General features: G+C 52.4%; 17 protein-coding genes and 2 tRNA genes. 9 read left to right on the forward strand and 10 right to left on the reverse strand.

Annotated features, from left to right (window positions below; translation table 11 throughout):
- Positions 1-6: 6 nt before the first annotated feature.
- Both IGNI_RS00290 and IGNI_RS00295 read right to left on the reverse strand, forming a co-directional pair.
- Entirely contained in the window at positions 7-1,767 is a 1,761-nt protein-coding gene (locus IGNI_RS00290; RefSeq protein WP_011998089.1) for a helicase C-terminal domain-containing protein, read from the reverse strand.
- A gap of 20 nt (positions 1,768-1,787) precedes the next feature.
- Entirely contained in the window at positions 1,788-2,234 is a 447-nt protein-coding gene (locus tag IGNI_RS00295; protein ID WP_052569711.1) for a hypothetical protein, read from the reverse strand.
- A gap of 45 nt (positions 2,235-2,279) precedes the next feature.
- On the opposite strand from IGNI_RS00295, the gene IGNI_RS00300 reads away from it, so the two are divergent.
- Entirely contained in the window at positions 2,280-3,011 is a 732-nt protein-coding gene (locus IGNI_RS00300) for a DUF432 domain-containing protein (protein WP_011998091.1), read from the forward strand.
- Here IGNI_RS00300 and IGNI_RS00305 read toward each other — a convergent pair.
- Positions 2,995-3,642 carry a mechanosensitive ion channel family protein gene (locus tag IGNI_RS00305; RefSeq protein WP_274377267.1) on the reverse strand — a complete coding sequence of 216 codons (648 nt, stop codon included), beginning with the start codon at positions 3,640-3,642 and terminating at the stop codon, positions 2,995-2,997. The two genes, IGNI_RS00300 and IGNI_RS00305, sit on opposite strands and share 17 nt — an antisense overlap.
- Positions 3,643-3,906: 264 nt before the next feature.
- On the opposite strand from IGNI_RS00305, the gene lysX reads away from it, so the two are divergent.
- Together lysX and IGNI_RS00315 are read left to right on the forward strand one after the other, a co-directional pair.
- The gene (lysX, locus tag IGNI_RS00310; RefSeq protein ID WP_011998093.1) at positions 3,907-4,752 is read left to right on the forward strand and encodes a lysine biosynthesis protein LysX; all 846 of its coding nucleotides are present in this window, start codon (positions 3,907-3,909) and stop codon (positions 4,750-4,752) included.
- Positions 4,753-4,798: 46 nt separating this feature from the next.
- Entirely contained in the window at positions 4,799-5,518 is a 720-nt protein-coding gene (locus IGNI_RS00315; RefSeq protein ID WP_011998094.1) for a peptidylprolyl isomerase, read from the forward strand.
- Between the two features lie 30 nt (positions 5,519-5,548).
- Here IGNI_RS00315 and IGNI_RS00320 read toward each other — a convergent pair whose 3' ends face one another.
- Positions 5,549-6,085 carry a hypothetical protein gene (locus IGNI_RS00320; RefSeq protein ID WP_052569713.1) on the reverse strand — a complete coding sequence of 179 codons (537 nt, stop codon included), beginning with the start codon at positions 6,083-6,085 and terminating at the stop codon, positions 5,549-5,551.
- Between the two features lie 150 nt (positions 6,086-6,235).
- Here IGNI_RS00320 and IGNI_RS00325 point away from each other — a divergent pair.
- The 3 genes from IGNI_RS00325 to dnaG all read left to right on the forward strand — a co-directional run bounded on the left by IGNI_RS00325 (position 6,236) and on the right by dnaG (position 8,437).
- Positions 6,236-6,340 (forward strand) — tRNA-Cys (locus IGNI_RS00325).
- Positions 6,341-6,382: 42 nt separating this feature from the next.
- A complete protein-coding gene (locus IGNI_RS00330) occupies positions 6,383-7,054 on the forward strand; it encodes a metallophosphoesterase family protein (protein WP_011998096.1) in 672 nt (223 codons plus the stop codon).
- 57 nt (positions 7,055-7,111) lie between these two features.
- Positions 7,112-8,437, forward strand: a complete 1,326-nt coding sequence (gene dnaG / locus IGNI_RS00335) for a DNA primase DnaG (protein WP_011998097.1) — start codon at positions 7,112-7,114, stop codon at positions 8,435-8,437.
- Between the two features lie 10 nt (positions 8,438-8,447).
- On the opposite strand, the gene IGNI_RS00340 is transcribed toward dnaG, so the two are convergent.
- On the reverse strand, positions 8,448-10,808 hold the full coding sequence (locus tag IGNI_RS00340) for a DNA-directed DNA polymerase (protein ID WP_011998098.1): 2,361 nt from the start codon (positions 10,806-10,808) through the stop codon (positions 8,448-8,450).
- A 39-nt stretch (positions 10,809-10,847) separates the two neighbouring features.
- Complete coding sequence (locus IGNI_RS00345; protein WP_011998099.1) at positions 10,848-11,219, reverse strand: hypothetical protein; 372 nt, start codon at positions 11,217-11,219, stop codon at positions 10,848-10,850.
- 60 nt (positions 11,220-11,279) lie between these two features.
- On the opposite strand from IGNI_RS00345, the gene IGNI_RS00350 reads away from it, so the two are divergent.
- On the forward strand, positions 11,280-11,921 hold the full coding sequence (locus IGNI_RS00350; RefSeq protein ID WP_011998100.1) for a hypothetical protein: 642 nt from the start codon (positions 11,280-11,282) through the stop codon (positions 11,919-11,921).
- Between the two features lie 34 nt (positions 11,922-11,955).
- Positions 11,956-12,276 (forward strand): 30S ribosomal protein S10, encoded by a 321-nt coding sequence (gene rpsJ / locus IGNI_RS00355; RefSeq protein WP_011998101.1) that lies wholly within the window; start codon positions 11,956-11,958, stop codon positions 12,274-12,276.
- A gap of 327 nt (positions 12,277-12,603) precedes the next feature.
- Here rpsJ and IGNI_RS00360 read toward each other — a convergent pair.
- The 3 genes from IGNI_RS00360 to IGNI_RS00370 all read right to left on the reverse strand — a co-directional run bounded on the left by IGNI_RS00360 (position 12,604) and on the right by IGNI_RS00370 (position 14,839).
- Positions 12,604-12,692: transfer RNA gene (locus IGNI_RS00360), tRNA-Ser, on the reverse strand.
- 29 nt (positions 12,693-12,721) lie between these two features.
- Entirely contained in the window at positions 12,722-13,795 is a 1,074-nt protein-coding gene (locus IGNI_RS00365) for an NAD(P)/FAD-dependent oxidoreductase (RefSeq protein WP_011998102.1), read from the reverse strand.
- A gap of 63 nt (positions 13,796-13,858) precedes the next feature.
- Positions 13,859-14,839, reverse strand: a complete 981-nt coding sequence (locus tag IGNI_RS00370) for an RsmB/NOP family class I SAM-dependent RNA methyltransferase (protein ID WP_011998103.1) — start codon at positions 14,837-14,839, stop codon at positions 13,859-13,861.
- Between the two features lie 39 nt (positions 14,840-14,878).
- Between IGNI_RS00370 and IGNI_RS00375 the strand changes: the two genes are divergently transcribed.
- The gene (locus IGNI_RS00375; protein ID WP_011998104.1) at positions 14,879-15,655 is read left to right on the forward strand and encodes a hypothetical protein; all 777 of its coding nucleotides are present in this window, start codon (positions 14,879-14,881) and stop codon (positions 15,653-15,655) included.
- Here the strand turns inward: IGNI_RS00375 and IGNI_RS00380 are convergent.
- Complete coding sequence (locus tag IGNI_RS00380) at positions 15,652-16,374, reverse strand: sulfite exporter TauE/SafE family protein (protein WP_011998105.1); 723 nt, start codon at positions 16,372-16,374, stop codon at positions 15,652-15,654. The genes IGNI_RS00375 and IGNI_RS00380 overlap by 4 nt on opposite strands.
- Between the last annotated feature and the right edge of the window lie 52 nt (positions 16,375-16,426).

The following is a 16,426-nucleotide window of genomic DNA, read 5'->3' on the forward strand; positions in this document are numbered from 1 at the left end:
AAGGCCTCAAGAGACCATTTCTAATAACTCGCTTGAGCTCAAGAAGCGCTTGGGGTACCACTTAGCTAGGACTTCCTTATAGTTCAAGAACCTCGTGTCTGCAAGTATTACGACCCCGCTGTCGGAGGGACTCCTCACCAACCTCCCGACGGCTTGTTTTACTTTGACTAACATTTCCTCCTCGTAGAGCTTTTCCAACGTCTTCTTCCAGTCTCCCTTTGAGACCGCCTTTGAGAAGTCCTCAAGGTAAGGGCTGGGCGACGGGAAGGGAGCACCCAATACGGCGACCGCCCTTATTATGCTAGAGCCCCCTTCGTCAACTAATTCCACTCCTTCAGTCAACTGATCCCCGGCGACCGCGGCTACGAGTGACGCGCCCCTCTTGGCCGCTTCTAAGACCTTATGGCCCAACCCCCTCTCGCTCACTATCACGTTGACTTCGCCCCTCTCGGAGAGCTCTGACAAGTGGGGTTTAGCTAAGGAGAGCGCGCTGTAAGAGGGGTAAACCATCAAGCAAGTCCCTCCGCTCCTCGCGACCATCCGGTAGCACGCTAGTTCAATCCTCTTACGCCTCTCCATCATTACGGGGTCGTTCCTAAGCTTGTACTTGCTGCTGTAGTCGGTAATAAACAAATACATTACGTTGTTTGGGTTAAACAAGTTAAAGTAAGAATTCCTCAAATACTCATTATCGAACAAGTCTAAGTAAACCACTTCAGCCGACAGAACGGTTTCGAGGAACTGTTTGGAGTGTAGGGTTCCCGAGAGGAGTATTAACCCCTTGCTCTCATTGACGTACTTGGAGATCCAAGGCTTAAGTTCCCTGATAACGAGGGAATCTCCCTCCAGGTAAGCCGCCCCGTGCCCGCTCTCTAAGAGCGTGAAGGCTTCCAAGACGTCCCTAATCTGTACGGCCAAGTCCGCGGCTGGGTGGGCTTCTAAGACTAATTTGGGTAATGCCCTCTCTAGCGCTTCCACTATTATCTTTATTTCTGAGGTCGACACCTCGAAGAAGTTAGTTACTCTCAGCGGCCTTTCCACCACACTGAAACCTTTCAACCTCCTGAGCACGTTGATCAACGAGAGTATAGTTGTGGAAAAAGTCTTCATAACCTCGACAACCTCCTTCACTCCCTCAGTACTGTTTAGCGACTTGAAGAGTTTGGGGTAGGAGGACAGCAAGCCTATCGCTCTATCAAGCTTGAACTTCCTCTCCCTTACAAACTTCAGCAAGTTATGCGCCTCGTCGACGACTATTAGGGCCTCCTTGAGGTCCGTTCCTAGTTTAGGCAAGATGTCCGGGGAGAGGTACTGGTAACTTAACACCACTAAGTCTGCGTCCTTGGAGAGCTCCTTCAATGTTACGTAGGGACATTTGAAGGACCTTATAGTACTCTCAATCCATGAGAAAACCTCCGTCCACGAAGCGGGCGGCTCACCTACCCTGTCCCTCCAAGAGCACTGAGGGCACAAGTTCACCCCGGCGTAGCCGGCTGGACAAGCCTTCTCCTTCCCTATCAGCGGGACGGCCTTCAGACGTAACCCGAACCTCTCTACGTCCCTGAGCGGGGGGAGGAGCTGGGTTACTGTCCTCACTGCGAACAAGGACTTCTTAGCTATCCCGAGCTCTATAGCACTTTCGATTATCTTGAGGGCAGTTAGGGTCTTACCGCTTCCAGTGGGGGAGTTGATTGCAATGACCTTCTTGCCCTCTTTCAGCTCTTCGAGTGAACGGTTCACGAAGTACTGTTGCCAAGGCCTTAGCATCTGGAAATCCGCGGAGGGGCTCAGCTGCGGCCTAATAACTCCCAGAGGAGCTCTTCGAAGCTCTCGGTGTCGTGACCGCTCTCCAGCCAGAAGAACTTGTTGCCGGAGCTCCAGAAGGCTGAGGGGTAGGATTCTTTGAAGTTGGGATACGTAGTATAGACCATTATAACGTCTTTATTCCCGACTTTAGTTTTCGTCACTTTCTCTATATCCATCATATCTTTGAGAGCTGTCAATGTGTTGTAGACCCAGTTCACCAAGCCCTTGGCCTTATCTTCGTTTTCTAACTCAAAGATCCATAGCACAGAATCATCGTCATAGCGTATCGCAGTCACTTTATCCGGGTCGACGACCTTGCTCGAGAGCATAGCCCTTGCGAGGGCGGTCTTAGCTTTTTCAAATAACTCGAAGGCCTTCTGACCACTAACTCTCGAGACCTCTCGCGGCAAGCCCGTGCTACCCATCACTACATACGCCCCGGGGTTAGATTAAGGGATGAGGTCGTCAAGGCCGTGTTTCGCTACTTCGGTATCTTGTCGCCCGGGAGTTCAATAAAGGAGGGCGAGTGGACCGTTGAGTTGCGTTGTAGTAAGGAGGGCAACTGTATCTATAGAAGACAGTCCTCGGAGACGGGCGAGAGCGTAGAAGAGATACTCGGAGGGGTGGACGAGCTTCGGCTCTACCCGGACATCTACGGCGGTGAGAACGTCTACTACTTGTACTTGGATCTCGAAAGAGAACTGCTGTTAGCTCCGGACTCCGAGACCATGATTACTGTGGGCGTACCGATAGCTATCAGAGTTGTAATGATTAAGAGATTCATGTTTAGGGATGTTAGCACGGGCAAGGAGTGGGTAGAGGAGCGCAAATATGAGGTAGACAGGATACCGCTCTCCAAGGTCACCTACGCCCTCTATGGAAGTCCGGAGAGGGGGATACTCGCCCGCTATTATAAGGCCAAAGTGGGTTCGTGGCTTATATTGAAAGAAGCCCCAATGGAAGTTTATATATTCAACAATACGCAAAGGGTCGAAAAGGTGAAGAGAATAGTCTTTCCGACTCTGTTACCCAAGTTGTTCTTCGTACCCGGCAGCGGCAAAGTGGACGTCTCCCCGATAGCTGTTGAGATAGAGAGGGGCGTGGCTACGATCAGAAGGCTGAGGGACACACCCAGAAAGCAAGGTTACGTGGAAGTCCCGGACACGGGGAAGGTTCCTAGGTGGGTGGCTATTTTTGGTCTTTGAGGTAGACTACGTGTATAGGGAACGGTATCTCAATGTTGTACTTCTGGCACACCTTGAATATTTCCTCACGGATTGATTTGTACATATCATACCACTTCTTCGTGGGCACCCACAAGTTAAGCCTTATTAGGACGTAGAAGTCGCCGAAATCTTCGATGAATATCTCTGGCTCGGGTACTTGCAAGACGTCGGGGTGTTTGGAGAAGTAACTCCTAAAGACGTCTAACGCCTTCAACGCGTCAGAATAGCTTACGCCGACCCGTACTTGGAGGCGTCTTGCAACAGTTCCAGTCTTATTGATTATAATGTCATTGAAGAAGGTTGAGTTAGGTATGCGCGCTAACTCGCCGTCTATGGTGAGTAGCATAGTAGAAAATATGTTGAAAGATTGGACTTTCCCGCTGATGCCGCTATTCTTGAGCTCGACAAAGTCCCCTATTTTTAGGGGTCTTTCAATCATTAGGAATAGGCCGGATATCGCGTTTGATATTACTGTTTGAGCTGCGAACGAAATAGCCAAGGTTAATATACCACCTGCCATCAGCAAGTTTTGTATTGGGACTCCTATTGCCGACAAGAAAGCCATTATCAAAAGTGCGTAAATGAGGTACGTTATTATGCGAACGCCCATAAACGCTAGGTTTTCGTCGCCTAAGCTTCTGACCAAGAGTTCACTCAGCTTGTCCTCTCCAACTTTTCTGATGATTAGATATATCGACAGCAACACTACAATACTCAGAACGTCCACGGGCGTCAACGCTTTACTTCCGACGAGACGCGTGTGCCAGGGTCGTAAAAGCCGATGAGGACCCGTGTTTCAGCCGAACTCGTGAGGAGACGAGGCCGTGCACCGAGGCTTAAAGAGTAAATGGTCATTCGAAGTGGCGGATGAAGAATGAAGGTGGGGATAGCCTACGACCATCCCAGGTGGGAGGAGAAACACATAATCGAGCTGTTGAGGTCTAGGGGCCACGAGGTGATAGAGTATCCTCTCAGACATAGTTCGTTCGAAATAGGCGTCTCCAGCGAACTTCCGGACGTGGTGGTTCAAAGGGCTGTGAGCAGCGCTAGGGCGATTTCCTTCACCGCGCACATGGAGTCAATGGGCGTTCCGGTAGTTAATTCTCTTCATACACAGCTGGTGTGCGATAATAAGGTGTTGACAGACTCGGCCCTCAATAAGGAGAACGTGCCTCGGCCCAGAACGTTCATCGCGTACGACTTGGAGAGCGCCTTAGAGGCCGCTAGGGAGTTAGGCTTTCCCCTAGTCGTTAAGCCCCTACAGGGGAGTTGGGGGAGGCTTCAAGCCTTAGTAAAGGACGAGGACGCCCTAAAGGCCATAATAGAGCATAGGGAAGCCATGCCTTCGCCCCAGTTCAAGGTCCATTACCTTCAAGAATATATAAACAAGCCTAATAGAGACATCAGAGTGTTCGTAGTAGGGGACTCCGTTCCAGTAGCTATATATAGAATCTCCGAGAGGGAGTGGAGGACCAACACGGCCCTTGGGGGCAGGGCCGAGAAGGCAGAAGTCGACGAGGAGCTCGAGGAACTTGCCATAAAGGCGGCTAGGGCTGTGGGAGGCGGCGTGTTGGGCGTGGACGTGGTCGAAGATCCAGAGAGGGGCTACTTAGTGATTGAGGTTAATTCCAACGTGGACTTTAAAAACACATACAAGGTTACAGGCTTTGATATGGGAGAAGCCATAATAGACTATGCTTTGTCTTTAGTAAAACGTTGAGGTCCTTAAATAGGCCACTTAACTGCGGGCTGAGTGGTGGAAGGGAGTGACCCTGAACAAGGGCGACATAGTTGTCTTAGATTACACCTTAAGACTGGCTGATACAGGAGAAGTAATTACTACTACCTCCGAAGAAGAGGCCAAGAAGGCCGGCATCTACAAGGAGGGCGAGAAGTATGAGCCAGTAATAGTGGTTGTCGGCGAGGGGAGCTTACTCCCCGGGCTAGAGGAAGCAGTCGTCGAGATGAAGGAAGGCGAAGAGAAGGAAATAGAAATACCGCCTTCCAAGGCGTACGGCGAGAGGGACCCGGCGAAAGTTAAGGTATACAGCTTGAGGGAGTTTAAGAAGGCCGGCGTGAAGAACGTTTACCCTGGCATGGTTGTTAGAATAGGCAACGAGTTGGGCATAGTTAGGAGCGTCGACGGGGGGAGGGTTAGAGTAGACTTCAACAACCCCTATGCCGGGAAGACCATCAAAGCCCGGGTTAAGGTAATAAAGATAGTCAAAGAGCCCAAGGACAAAGTAGAGTACTTGATCAAGAGAAGGTTGCCCGAGGCCGAGATGAAATACGAGGATGGGGCAGTCACGATAACATTGCCCCTCAAGTATATATTGGCTGACAACATCCAAGCGGTGAAGGTAGTGTTGGCCGACGAGATATTCAAGTGGGTACCAGAGGTCAAGGAAGTGAAGTTCGTAGAACCGATAAAGAGGCCCGAAGGGGAGCCCGAAGGGGAGCAAGAGTCAGAGGGGACACAAAGCTAAGACTAGGATCGATCCACGCGTTTTTGTAATTTAAAAACTTCTCCTCGGTGTCTCCACTCGTATTTCTACCGGGGCGCCTAGTATCTCTTCCAGAATCTTCTCCACTTGTTCCTTAGGTATCGCCAGCCTCCTCAGAGGGCCTCTAACGTTAACGACGTACTTCTGCGTCCCGTCGGGTAGCCACATAATGTTTATTCCCTTTACTGTCAGGGGGATCAACAGTTGGGAGACTAACTGCCTCGGGTCCTCCTCGCTCTTTAACAACACCCTTATTCGGTAGTCGCGGCCTAACTCCTTGACCAGCGCTTGTCGGATCTTCTTAGCGAGTTCGTTGGAGGCTTTGTCAACTTTTATCACTACGATCAATGTATTGTCAACTTGGTAGGTTTTCTCGTACGTCGCGTTTCTCAGTTCCTTTATTTCGTTTTCTAAATTCAGTAGCACCCTCATTATGTCTACTTCTATGGGTTTTACTATCCCTTCATCCACCTTTCTCTGACAGCTCGGACAGAGGACTCCGGTCTTGACGCAGATTACATCCAAAGGTATCCTCACTATCGTCATCACCTCGTCATTTTCTTCGAGTGGCGCTGGCGCGTGACGGAATAAAAGGATTTTATTTTGAGCGGCGACACCTGCGGCCTTGTAGTTATTATGACCGGCGAGGAAGGGTAAGTGGTAAATTAATAATCCCTACATGCTTTCCAGACTGATGGAGCCGGGGTGCCCGAGCGGCCTAAGGGGTCGGGCTGCAGTGGAGCGTTGGCCACCGCCCGTTGGATACCCGATCTCTCCCGGGTTCGAATCCCGGCCCCGGCTCCACCTACCATCACGCTTCTCGTCCCGCAACGACGGTGATCAGAGTTGAGAATTCTGGTGGTCAGTGACGTTCACTGTGAGGAAAAGGACAACGTGAGGAAGTACCTCGAGGCCTACAACAAGAGCTCCCCAGACGTAGTCTTGGGCGCCGGAGACTGGGGGGACTGTGAGGACTACAGCTTCCTTGAAGGACAAGAGGTAATCACAGTCTACGGGAACCACGATAAGGTCTACGAATTAAAGAAATATGCGAAAGTCTTGGACGGCGACGTGGTAGAGCTGGGCGGCCTCAAGATCGGTGGCGTCAGCGGGATAGTCAGCCCCAAGGGCACCCCTTCGAAGTCTAATACCCCTAGGAAGAGGCCAGAAGAGTTCGTCAAAGTAGCGGAGAGGATAAAGGGAGTCGACCTAATGGTGATGCACGAAGCGCCTTACATGCCTATGGTCTTCGGAAAGATGTGGAGGTCTGTGGGCCCCCTAACCGCCCTCACGGCGGTCCAAGAGGTCAAACCTAAGGTACTCGTAGTGGGTCACCTACACAAGGCTCCGTCCCTACACGCTAAGGTAGATCGATGCCACGTCTTCCACGTGGATACGAGCAGCGGAGGCTACGTAATACTTGACACTGACACTATGGTAGCTGAGGGCTTTGTCAACAATATAAGGACGTTCAAAGTGAAGATGGAGGAACTCTTGAAACAAGACGCCATCATTTAAAAATCGGGCCGTTAAAGAGTATGTGGAACAGAATCGATTTGGTATGAGGGAGGGATTATGGTAAAATATATCATCAAAGCCCTCGTAGAGGTTGACGGTCCCGTTGACGAGCACGACATCATAGGTGCCATATTCGGGCAGACCGAAGGCCTCCTGGACGATTTCGACTTAAGGGAGTTGCAAGAGAAGGGCCGTATCGGCCGTATACTCGTTAAGCTGCAGAGGAGGGGGAACAAGGCGGTAGGCGAGATTTACGTGCCCTCCAACTTGGACCGGGTGGAGACGGCCCTCGTCGCAGCGATGCTGGAGTCAGTCGACAAGGTCGGGCCCTATCCTGCCCGCATAAGCGTGGTTGAGATAATAGACGTGCGCGCCGAGAAGATAAAGAAGATAATAGAGAGGGCTAAAGAAATATTGAAGAAGTGGAGTCAAGAGAAGAGTGTCGACATAAGGGAAATATTGAAAGAGATAAGCGAGACCACGAAAAAGTCCCAACTGATAGAGTACGGCCCCGAGAAACTCCCGGCCGGCCCGGGCGTGGAGCGCTCGGACACGATAATCATAGTCGAGGGGAGGGCGGACGTGTTGAACTTGTTGAGGTACGGCTACGATAACGTGATCGCCTTGGGAGGGGCAACCACTAAGGTGCCCGAAACGATAAAGAAATTAGCTAAGGAGAAGATAGCGATAGCCTTCGTGGACGGCGACAGAGGGGGGTTGATGGTACTGAAGAACTTGCTCTCCCAAGCAGACATAGACTACGTGGCCAGAGCGCCCCCGGGCAAGGAAGTGGAGGACTTGACCGCTAGAGAGATCGCCAAGTCGCTTAGCAACTTAATACCGGCAAGCAAGATGAAAGAGGAGTTATTGAAGGTAGAGAAGTTACAGAAGGAGGAGGTCAAGGAGGTAGCAGAGAAAGCAGAAAAGGTTGAGGCCGAAGAGGTCGTGAAGAAAGAGGAAGTAGCCGAAAGGGGTGAGGAGATGGAGAGTAAGGCCGAGGGCGCCGAACAGCCTACGGCGACGGCGCTCGAGAAGGCGGCCGCTAAGGAAGAAGTAAAGCAAGAGGTCAAGACCGAGGAAGAGAAGGTCAAGGAATACGTAATGTTCATCCCCGACAGCGTGTTCGAGAAGGCTAAAGAAATCACGGGGACCTTGAGGTCCGTCCTCTACGACTCCCAGTGGAACATCGTCGCCGAGGTGCCCGCGAAGGACGTGGTCAGCGCCATAGAGGAGAAGGGCGCGTACGCCGTGCTTCACGACGGAGTCATAACTCAGAGGATGTTGGACGTGATGAGCTTGAAGGGAGGCCGATTGATACTGGGGAGGAGGGTAGCTAGGGTCAGCAAGAGGCCTAAGGGCGTGTTCGTAGTCCTCTTGAGTTAATCTCTCCTTATTACTTGTTTATGAACTTCCAAAGGCCGTCTTTCCTCCCCTTGAGCCTAGCCTCAGTGATCCCGAAGTATCCCAATATCCTCATGGCTGCCGGTATGACTTGATGGTCTATGTAATAGTTGTAGTCGATCATTTCTTTCTGGACCAAGAACCAAGGCCACGCCCTGCTCGACAGCTTCCCTACGCCCTTCACTATCACGTAGCCTACCTTGTCCCCTTTCTTTACTTCGTACCCTCTTTCTATGGCCCTCTTCGCAGCCGCTACGTGCGGCGGCTCAGACTTATACTCGTCTAAGGATTTCTCTAACGTCTTCCAAATGACTAACTTCTCTATAGGTACCTCGCCTCTCCTGAGTTTTTCTATTATTGAATTGACGTACTCCACCGCCTTATTCACGTCACCTTCTTTAAGAACTATTTCAATAATTTTTTCTTGGACCTCCTTGGCGACCTCCGCCCAGTCGCCTCTGACGGCCTCGAACCCTACTACGTCTATCCGGCCGTCCTCTAAGATGCCGGCGTACCTCTTTTTCGCTTCCGTGAAGAAGAGCTTTTTGTATATTTTATCTATCTTTATTTCAAAGCCCAGCTCTTTTTCTATTCTTTCGATTAACTTCTCTACTTTTTCTTTATCATATATTACGAACAAGCTGTCCGTGTCCCCGTAAATTACCTTAAGTCCGAGTTCCCGGGCCATTTGGATCGCCTTCAAGATCAACTCTCTCCCCCACGACGTTACTGCCTCTGCGCACTCCCTACAGTACCACCGGGCGTGGGGCCACCCCATGTAGCCGTAGTGAGCGTTGGCGAGCACCTTCACTGCCTTTTGCCTATTGTCTAATAGCTTGTACAAGGGGTCTTCGGGGCTTAACGACTTCATTCTTTCCTTAATTTCCTTCCTTAAGTTTAGCAAGGTTACTAATGACCTTTTGAAGAACGCGTCGGGCCTCTTTTTGAACATGTAACCGGCCGGCGAGACGTATACCTCGTCGGGCGACACCTTCTCGCCGGGCCTCACTAAGGTGTCAGGGCCGACGTTGTACTTTATCATTATGTTTGGATACATCGACGAGAAGTCCAAAACGGCGACGTTCTCGTGTACCCCTTTTAGCGGGCGCAGCACTATGGCCCCCTTGTAACTGGCCACCTTCCTCTCTACCCTATTCGGCACGAGCTCGTTAGTGACGAAGGCAACTCTCATCAAGTACCACTCAACCCTATAGCCGACGGACGCCGCCATGACTTGGTCTAACGGAAGGCCGGTTAGGTAGCTCAGCTGTTCTCCGAAAGGAATGAAGAGCTCGGCCAGCATCAGCGTGCTGAGGGCGTCAGCTTCGTTGTACTTCCTCAAGACGTCCCTCTTTTGAGGGTCCTCCCAGTACTGGTATATTAGGTGGTGAGGGATCAACGGCCTTTCGTCCTTTTTCATGACGTTGAAGTAATCTGCGACGTTCTCCAAGGTCTTCACCTTAACTTCGTACACCTCTTTAGCAAAGTCGTAGACGTCCACGTTAAGGCGCCCCGGAACGGAGACGTGGCCGTAGGCGCCGGTAGTGGGGATTACGCCGACCTTCCGTCCCACGTCTAGGCGTACGCCGACGACCTTGCTCCTCTCTATCAAGTACGGCCAGTCGAAGCTGTTGCTGTTGTACCCAACGACGACGTCTGGGTCTCGTTCGAGCATCTCCTTTTTGAACCAAACGATCAAGTCCTTATCGTTCTTATCTTGGGAGAGCTTAGAGACTACGGAGCCTTCGGAGGCCAATGCAATAGAAATTATTGGGTCCCTCTCCGGTCGGGGGGTTCCCGACTTGTTATATACCTCTATGTCGAAGGCTAAGGTCTTCAACTTCGGTTTGACATCTATGTTCAGTGCCTCGGGTCCGTTCAAGACCTCGTAGACCGTTTCTACTCGGTAGCTCTTCTCGGGGCCAAGCTCTTTTACCTCGAACTCCGCCCAGCCACAAGGCCTTAAGCCGGTATCTATTATGTACCTCATCGAAAACCTTATGTCTGCCTCCAGTACGTCTGCGACTTCCTCCAACCTCTTGACCTCTTCTCTGTACTCTCTAACGCTCTCGGGGATTACGGTAGTCACTTTAATTACAGTCTTTTCCCTACCAATGAGCTTTTTCTTAAGTACCTCGAGGGAAATTATGGGAGACTTGGGCTTACTCAAGAGGGATAATTTCCTCTTAAGCCTTTCCAAGTCTGCGTTCTCTTTTAGGAGCACATAAAAGTAGGGTCTAAACCTCTTGTCTTTGAGTAGGACTCTCCTTTCGTTCTCGTCGAGCGCCCAAATTAGTATTACTGGTTTGTTGCCTTCCAGTTCGTAGCTCACGTCGAGTACGTAGAACTTCAAAGTCCTTCCTACCGTTCGCCTTCAACGCCTTCGAGAAATTTAGGTGGTGCTGGAGTTGGCGGCGGGCGGGAAGGGCGGCCACGAGGATATCGGCACGCTCACTTGGCTCGGCGTGCTTACTGTTATGCTGAGGGGCAGCTGGGGCAAGCTGACGCTGGGGGGCGAGGGGAGGCTGGTTGGAACAAAGCCGTTGCTTATGGTAGCGTTCAAGTAAGTCCTCAGCATCTTTAGGTATTCTATATAAAGTTGTAAGTACAAACTCGTGACTTTGTCGTACTCGCTTATTATTGCATGTGTTGCCTCCCTGTAGGCGGAGATCATTGATTGGTAGATGAGGAAGTACGCTGCCACGTTAAGTACTATTACGGCCAGCACTATGCCGACGTATAATAAGGTCAGATCTATACTCAAAGCGTACTACCCGCGTGCCCGTGAAAACTCTATCTCAAAGAAGTTTTCCCGGGTCTCAGGTTGGCGATTCACGCGCGCGCGATCCGTCTAGGCATTCCGGTGTTCGACGACAGGGTCGGCAACGTCAGCCTAGGCAGCCTCGAGGTTCTCGTGGGAGATAAGGACTCTTACGTGCATTTGTTTAACTACCTAATAGCCAAGGCGTGGGTTGACAGAGGGGAGAGGGTCGCGTTCGTTATTGACAAGGGCTTCGTGAACGTCCACAGGGTGGTGGCGGAGAGCTTCGGGATAGACGCGATGGGTCTCGAGGAGTCGAACATGTGGAAGTACGAGGAAGTGGACAACAGCGACGATGCGATGACAAAGGCAATAGAACTCTTCGCCAACTTCGCGCTCGTGTTGGTGGACGCCACCTCTTGGTTCGACCCGGACCTAACTCTGCTCCACAGGACGATCTCAACCCTCATCAATAGCAACTCGATAATGGTAATAACTTTGATAGATGAGAGGGTGAAGCCCGAGGCCTTGGGCATCCTCGAGGCTAACGCAGAGTACGTAGTGAGGTTCGAGACTTACTGGGCGAACTTAAGGGTCGAAAGGATAATGAAGTTGTGTAGGAGCCGTCACCCGACCAACCCCTTCGCCGCGTATTACAGCGTTACCAGCGACGGGATTGAGATAGAAGAACTGAAGCGGCTTTGAAAAACCCCGCGGAGTAGCCCCGAGGGGTTCCGGAATGCCGCCCAAGAACATGGCGAGGATAAAGATGTGGAGTACGGACGTGAAGTCAATAGAGGAAGTGGCAAAACAGATAAGGGAGATAGCGGAGCGCTCGGGCGTAGAGGTAAGGGGCCCCGTGCCCTTGCCCGTCAAGCGCCTCGAGATATCCACCCTCCGCCTCCCTCACGGCGAAGGTACTAAGGTGTTTGACCACTGGGAAATGAGGATACATAAGAGATTGATCGACGTAGAACTCAACGACAAAGTGATGAGGAACATAATGAGGATACGGGTGCCGAGCAACGTTTACATCGAGATCCAGATAAAGAAGGTATAAAGGGCGATGACGGCGCCGACATCGGAGGATCGGTGACTGAGAGCTCTCGCACGAGCCCTTTAGGAGGAATGATGTGAAACCCCGGTACCGAAGGACGGTGTGGACCAACCCCGCATCTCTGACCCGCCGCTTTCCGGGACCGACGAGCGAACGCCTCAACCCTCTAACTTTTCTACGAAACGTGGGGCTGTAAAGGGCCGATGATCAATACTCCCCAGGTCGAGGGGTGAGAGCAATTCCTTTATGTGAGGCCTCAGGGCTACAATGGATCATCATTTAGATCCCGTCAGTCCGCCCATCGGTCACCATCGGTTGAATTTTAAGGTCTGGCGCCGGGGGCGGGATTCGAACCCGCGCCCCCCATCAGGGGGAGTGGCTCTCCAGGCCACCCCCTTGGGCCGCTCGGGCACCCCGGCGAGCTAGGGTCCGCAAGGCTCCTTAAAAATTAAACCGGCACGGGCGGCCTCATCTTGGCCTCTCGTGCCCACCTAATCATTATCCTCTCCAAGATCTCCTTTACTATCGGTGCTAACCTCCCCGGCACTACCACTCTCTTCATTACGCTGATGCCGTCGTTGGGTCCGAAAGTTATGAAGCAGAAGGGGTTGTCCTTGGTTAAGAAGGGCTTGTAGGGACTCGTCTTCTTACCGGCAATGTGAAGGATCGCGTACCAACCGTGACGGAGCGCCTCCTCAGCCATCTTTAAGGATGGCCCGCTCGAGGAGTCGCCGGTCACGTAGATCCTCTTACACCCCTTCGCCCTGAGGTGCTCGTCCACTAAGTAGAACCCCCTCTTATCTTTCTCTCCGCAAGGTATCTCGACCTCGGGGCCCTTAACCCCGGCGGCCCACACCACCAAGTCGGCATCGTACTCCTTGCCGTCTTTCGTTATCACCTTCCCATTCTTTATCTTAGATACCATGGCGTTTAGGTGATATTCGACCTTGTGTTTCTTCAGGAGTTTGGGGACCACAGCCCTCACCTTCTCGCACGGTAAAGTGGGCGAGATGACGGGGGCTGCCTCTAACATGATTACCTTATACTTGGTGAAGCCCGCCTCTCTGGTCCACACTAGCTCTCCCGCGGCCTCCAGCCCGACCAGCCCGGTGCCCACGACAGCTATGGTGGCTTCACCCCCCAGCCTCTCCAGCTCCTTCTTCAACTTGCGGGCGTGTTCAACCCTATACAAGGGGAAGGCCCCCTCCACGGGCACCCAAGCGGAGGCGCCGGTAGCAACCACGGCGTAGTCTGCCGTTATGGTTTTGTCGTCTTTCAAGACTATTTCAACGCCACTGTTGGTTTCCCTTACCGCCTTGACGAGGGCGTCTACGTGCTCCCACCGGAACTTGGGCACGACCTCCAGCTCTTCTGCGCTCTTTCTTCCGCTCAGAACCTTCGTTATGGAAGGCAAGTACTCAAATTTCTTAGGTCCTATCTGGACCACCTCTACGCCCAGCTTTTCGGCGGCGTGCGCCGCGCTCAGCGCGGCGAAGCCGTTTCCCACGATCGCTACCTTCATCGTCTTTGTTCCGCGACGACTCCTATTGGGGAGCCGGAATAAAGTTCATCTCTTTTAAAGGGTTCAAAGCTTTCTCAGCTTGCAGACGAAGAAGCCTTCGGAGCCGTGTACGTGCGGCCACAGCCGTCTGCACTTGTAGGCGAAGGGGAACTCCCACCCCAAGTATTCCTCTATCCCGGGCGAGCCGGCCTCTCCCCCATCCAATACTTCGACATCGTCCCTCGTTTTGAGGATAGTTTCGATAACCAGTTCGTTTTCCTCCGGGGCTATGGAGCAAGTGGAGTAGACCAGCTCCCCTCCCGGTTTTAATGAGTCCAAAGCCCTATTGAGGAGCATCGCTTGTACCTTGTGCATGAGCGCCAAGTCCTCGGGCCTCCGGGACCTCTTCCTAGAGGGGTCGCGCGCTATCACGCCCTCTCCGGTGCACGGCGCGTCTAGTAAGGCCTTGTCGAAGGGGCCGTACTTGGACGCGTTGTAGGCGTCGTCTATTATCACATTTGCGTTGAGTATCTCCATCCTTTCTAAGTTGCTCATCAGCGCCTTAGCTCGGTCCCTCCTCCTCTCTATTAGTATCAGTCTCCCGCTGTTTCCCATGAGCTGGGCCAAGTGCGTGGCCTTCCCTCCGGGGGCCGAGGCTAGGTCCGCGACGGTCTCGCCGGGTTTTGGGCCTAAGACCAAAGGAGGTAAGGTCGAGGCCTTGTCTTGGATGTAGAACCAGCCGTCCAAGTGCTCGGGCGTCGAGGACAAGGAGAAAGGTTCTCTTAGAACCTCGTACGCGTGGGGGCACCAGAGGACTTGCTTCAAGACGAACCCTCTGCTTTCCAACCTCTCCTTCAGTTTCCCACAGCCGACTTTCAAGAAGTTGCACCTTATGGTCGGCTTCGGGGGAACCTCGAAGGCCTCGAGCAAGGGGAGGGGGTCGCCGAGCATCTCTCTGTACCTTCTGACCATGTAGGGGAGGTAACCGTACTTCCTCGCTAAGAGCTTGTCCTCTTTTGTTATTTTCAGATCCTTCAGTTTCTTCAATATCTCTTGGTGTTTCAAAATAAGCGGCCCGTCGGCCGCTCTCCTAGGAGCGCGCTAATGTGGGTTGTCGTCGGGAACACCATGGCGGCGCGCTGCGTCGGCGGGACAGTAATAGACCCGGTGCAGAGCGAGCCCTACCCCCTCCGAAAGGCTAGGGTGGGCGGGAAGGAGGTCCCAATGATACCCATGTTGGTCCCCCAGTGCCCCGATCCGTTGGTGTGCGTCGAAGTTAAGGGAGACCCGGTAGTATTGAAGGACGGCTCCCACGGCAAGGCTTGTGGGGACCTTCGGTGTCAAGCTCCTTGGCCTCTGCGCTGGAAGGATATGGAAAAAAGGTACTTGGTGTTGGGAATAAAGTCGAGAGGAGCCGAGGTAAACATAGTTCCCGGGCGGGTCAAGTGGCTGAAGGAGGGGAAGCTAAAGGTTGGGTGGAAGGTGATAGAATTTGAAAGGTTGATCTGGACTGCGCCGTACCCCTACTTAGCCTCCTTGCTAGGGCTGCCCTCGCCCAAGTGGAAGGAGGCCACCGTGGCTCTCTTCTCGTCGGAGGCTGAGTGGAGCCTCGCCTACCACCTGGCGGACTCCAACCCTTTCTATTCAATACTGAGGGTTGGGGAGGTCACGTGGGCCTTGGGGCCGGGTACGTTTGACGCCCTCAGCGCGGTTAAGCACTTAGAGAGGAAGGGTTACTTAAAGTTAAAGGGGAACATAGTCAGTTACGTAATAGATTACTACGCGCTCGAAGAGTACGAGCCGAGCCCTCCGAAGTGGGTGGAGCTGCTCGGTAGGACTGCCGAGTGGAAGGAAAAGTCACTGATCGAGACCATTTGTTAGAGGAGAAGTTTGATACCTATGAGGATCATGAAAATACCAAAGGCCCGTTTCAACGTTTTGCTCTTCATAGTTTTCATCAAACGAGCGCCTATCTTTGTACCTATTATGAGACCCGGAATCCACACGGCAGCTACGTCGAGCTTGGCGTACCCGGCAAGTACCTTCGGTATTGCGCTGGCCACGGTGATCAGCGGTAACGCTGTGACGCTCATGCCTATTGCGTACTTTATGTCCACTCCGAGTAAGACCAATATCGGGTTTAACAACACGCCTCCGCTCATGCCTACTAGGGCTGCAAAAGTCCCTCCGAAGAAGCCTATAACGGCTAAGCTCTTTGCAGTAAACGACTTAGTCTGGGATCTCTTCGTTATATCAAGCATCATCAGTATCCCTATCAGGATAAATGAGATGCCTAGTACAGTCTTCATTGCTCCGACTTTGCTTATGTAGAGGAAGAGCGCGTTGCCGAGCAACGTTCCTAAGACCCCGCCGACGCCTATCCAGACCCCCTCCTTCCGGAGGGTCCCCTGTCTCCAATGAAAGAACGCGGAGAGTAGGGTACTAACAATTATTATCACGGAGTTTGTAGCCACGGCCTCGGGAGGGCTGAGGCCCAGCAAGAGGACCATTACCGGAATCGCTAAGACCCCTCCTCCCACGCCGAAGAGCGAGGCGACTATTCCGGTTAGTACGCTAATCAAGAATGATATCACAATCACTTCGGTTTACACCTATACGTGACGGATCGGTAGAGTAATTAAGCCTCAGTCC

It is taken from the genome of Ignicoccus hospitalis KIN4/I, assembly GCF_000017945.1.
GTDB lineage: Archaea > Thermoproteota > Thermoprotei_A > Sulfolobales > Ignicoccaceae > Ignicoccus > Ignicoccus hospitalis.

What these genes read in the sequence shown, in the direction of transcription:
- IGNI_RS00290 (WP_011998089.1), bottom strand. Translation starts at nt 1,767, where the DNA reads ATGCTAAGGCCTTGGCAACAGTACTTCGTGAACCGTTCACTCGAAGAG.
- lysX (WP_011998093.1), top strand. Translation starts at nt 3,907, where the DNA reads ATGAAGGTGGGGATAGCCTACGACCATCCCAGGTGGGAGGAGAAACAC.
- rpsJ (WP_011998101.1), top strand. Translation starts at nt 11,956, where the DNA reads ATGCCGCCCAAGAACATGGCGAGGATAAAGATGTGGAGTACGGACGTG.
- IGNI_RS00365 (WP_011998102.1), bottom strand. Translation starts at nt 13,795, where the DNA reads ATGAAGGTAGCGATCGTGGGAAACGGCTTCGCCGCGCTGAGCGCGGCG.
- IGNI_RS00375 (WP_011998104.1), top strand. Translation starts at nt 14,879, where the DNA reads ATGTGGGTTGTCGTCGGGAACACCATGGCGGCGCGCTGCGTCGGCGGG.
- dnaG (WP_011998097.1), top strand. Translation starts at nt 7,112, where the DNA reads ATGGTAAAATATATCATCAAAGCCCTCGTAGAGGTTGACGGTCCCGTT.
- IGNI_RS00305 (WP_274377267.1), bottom strand. Translation starts at nt 3,642, where the DNA reads ATGGGCGTTCGCATAATAACGTACCTCATTTACGCACTTTTGATAATG.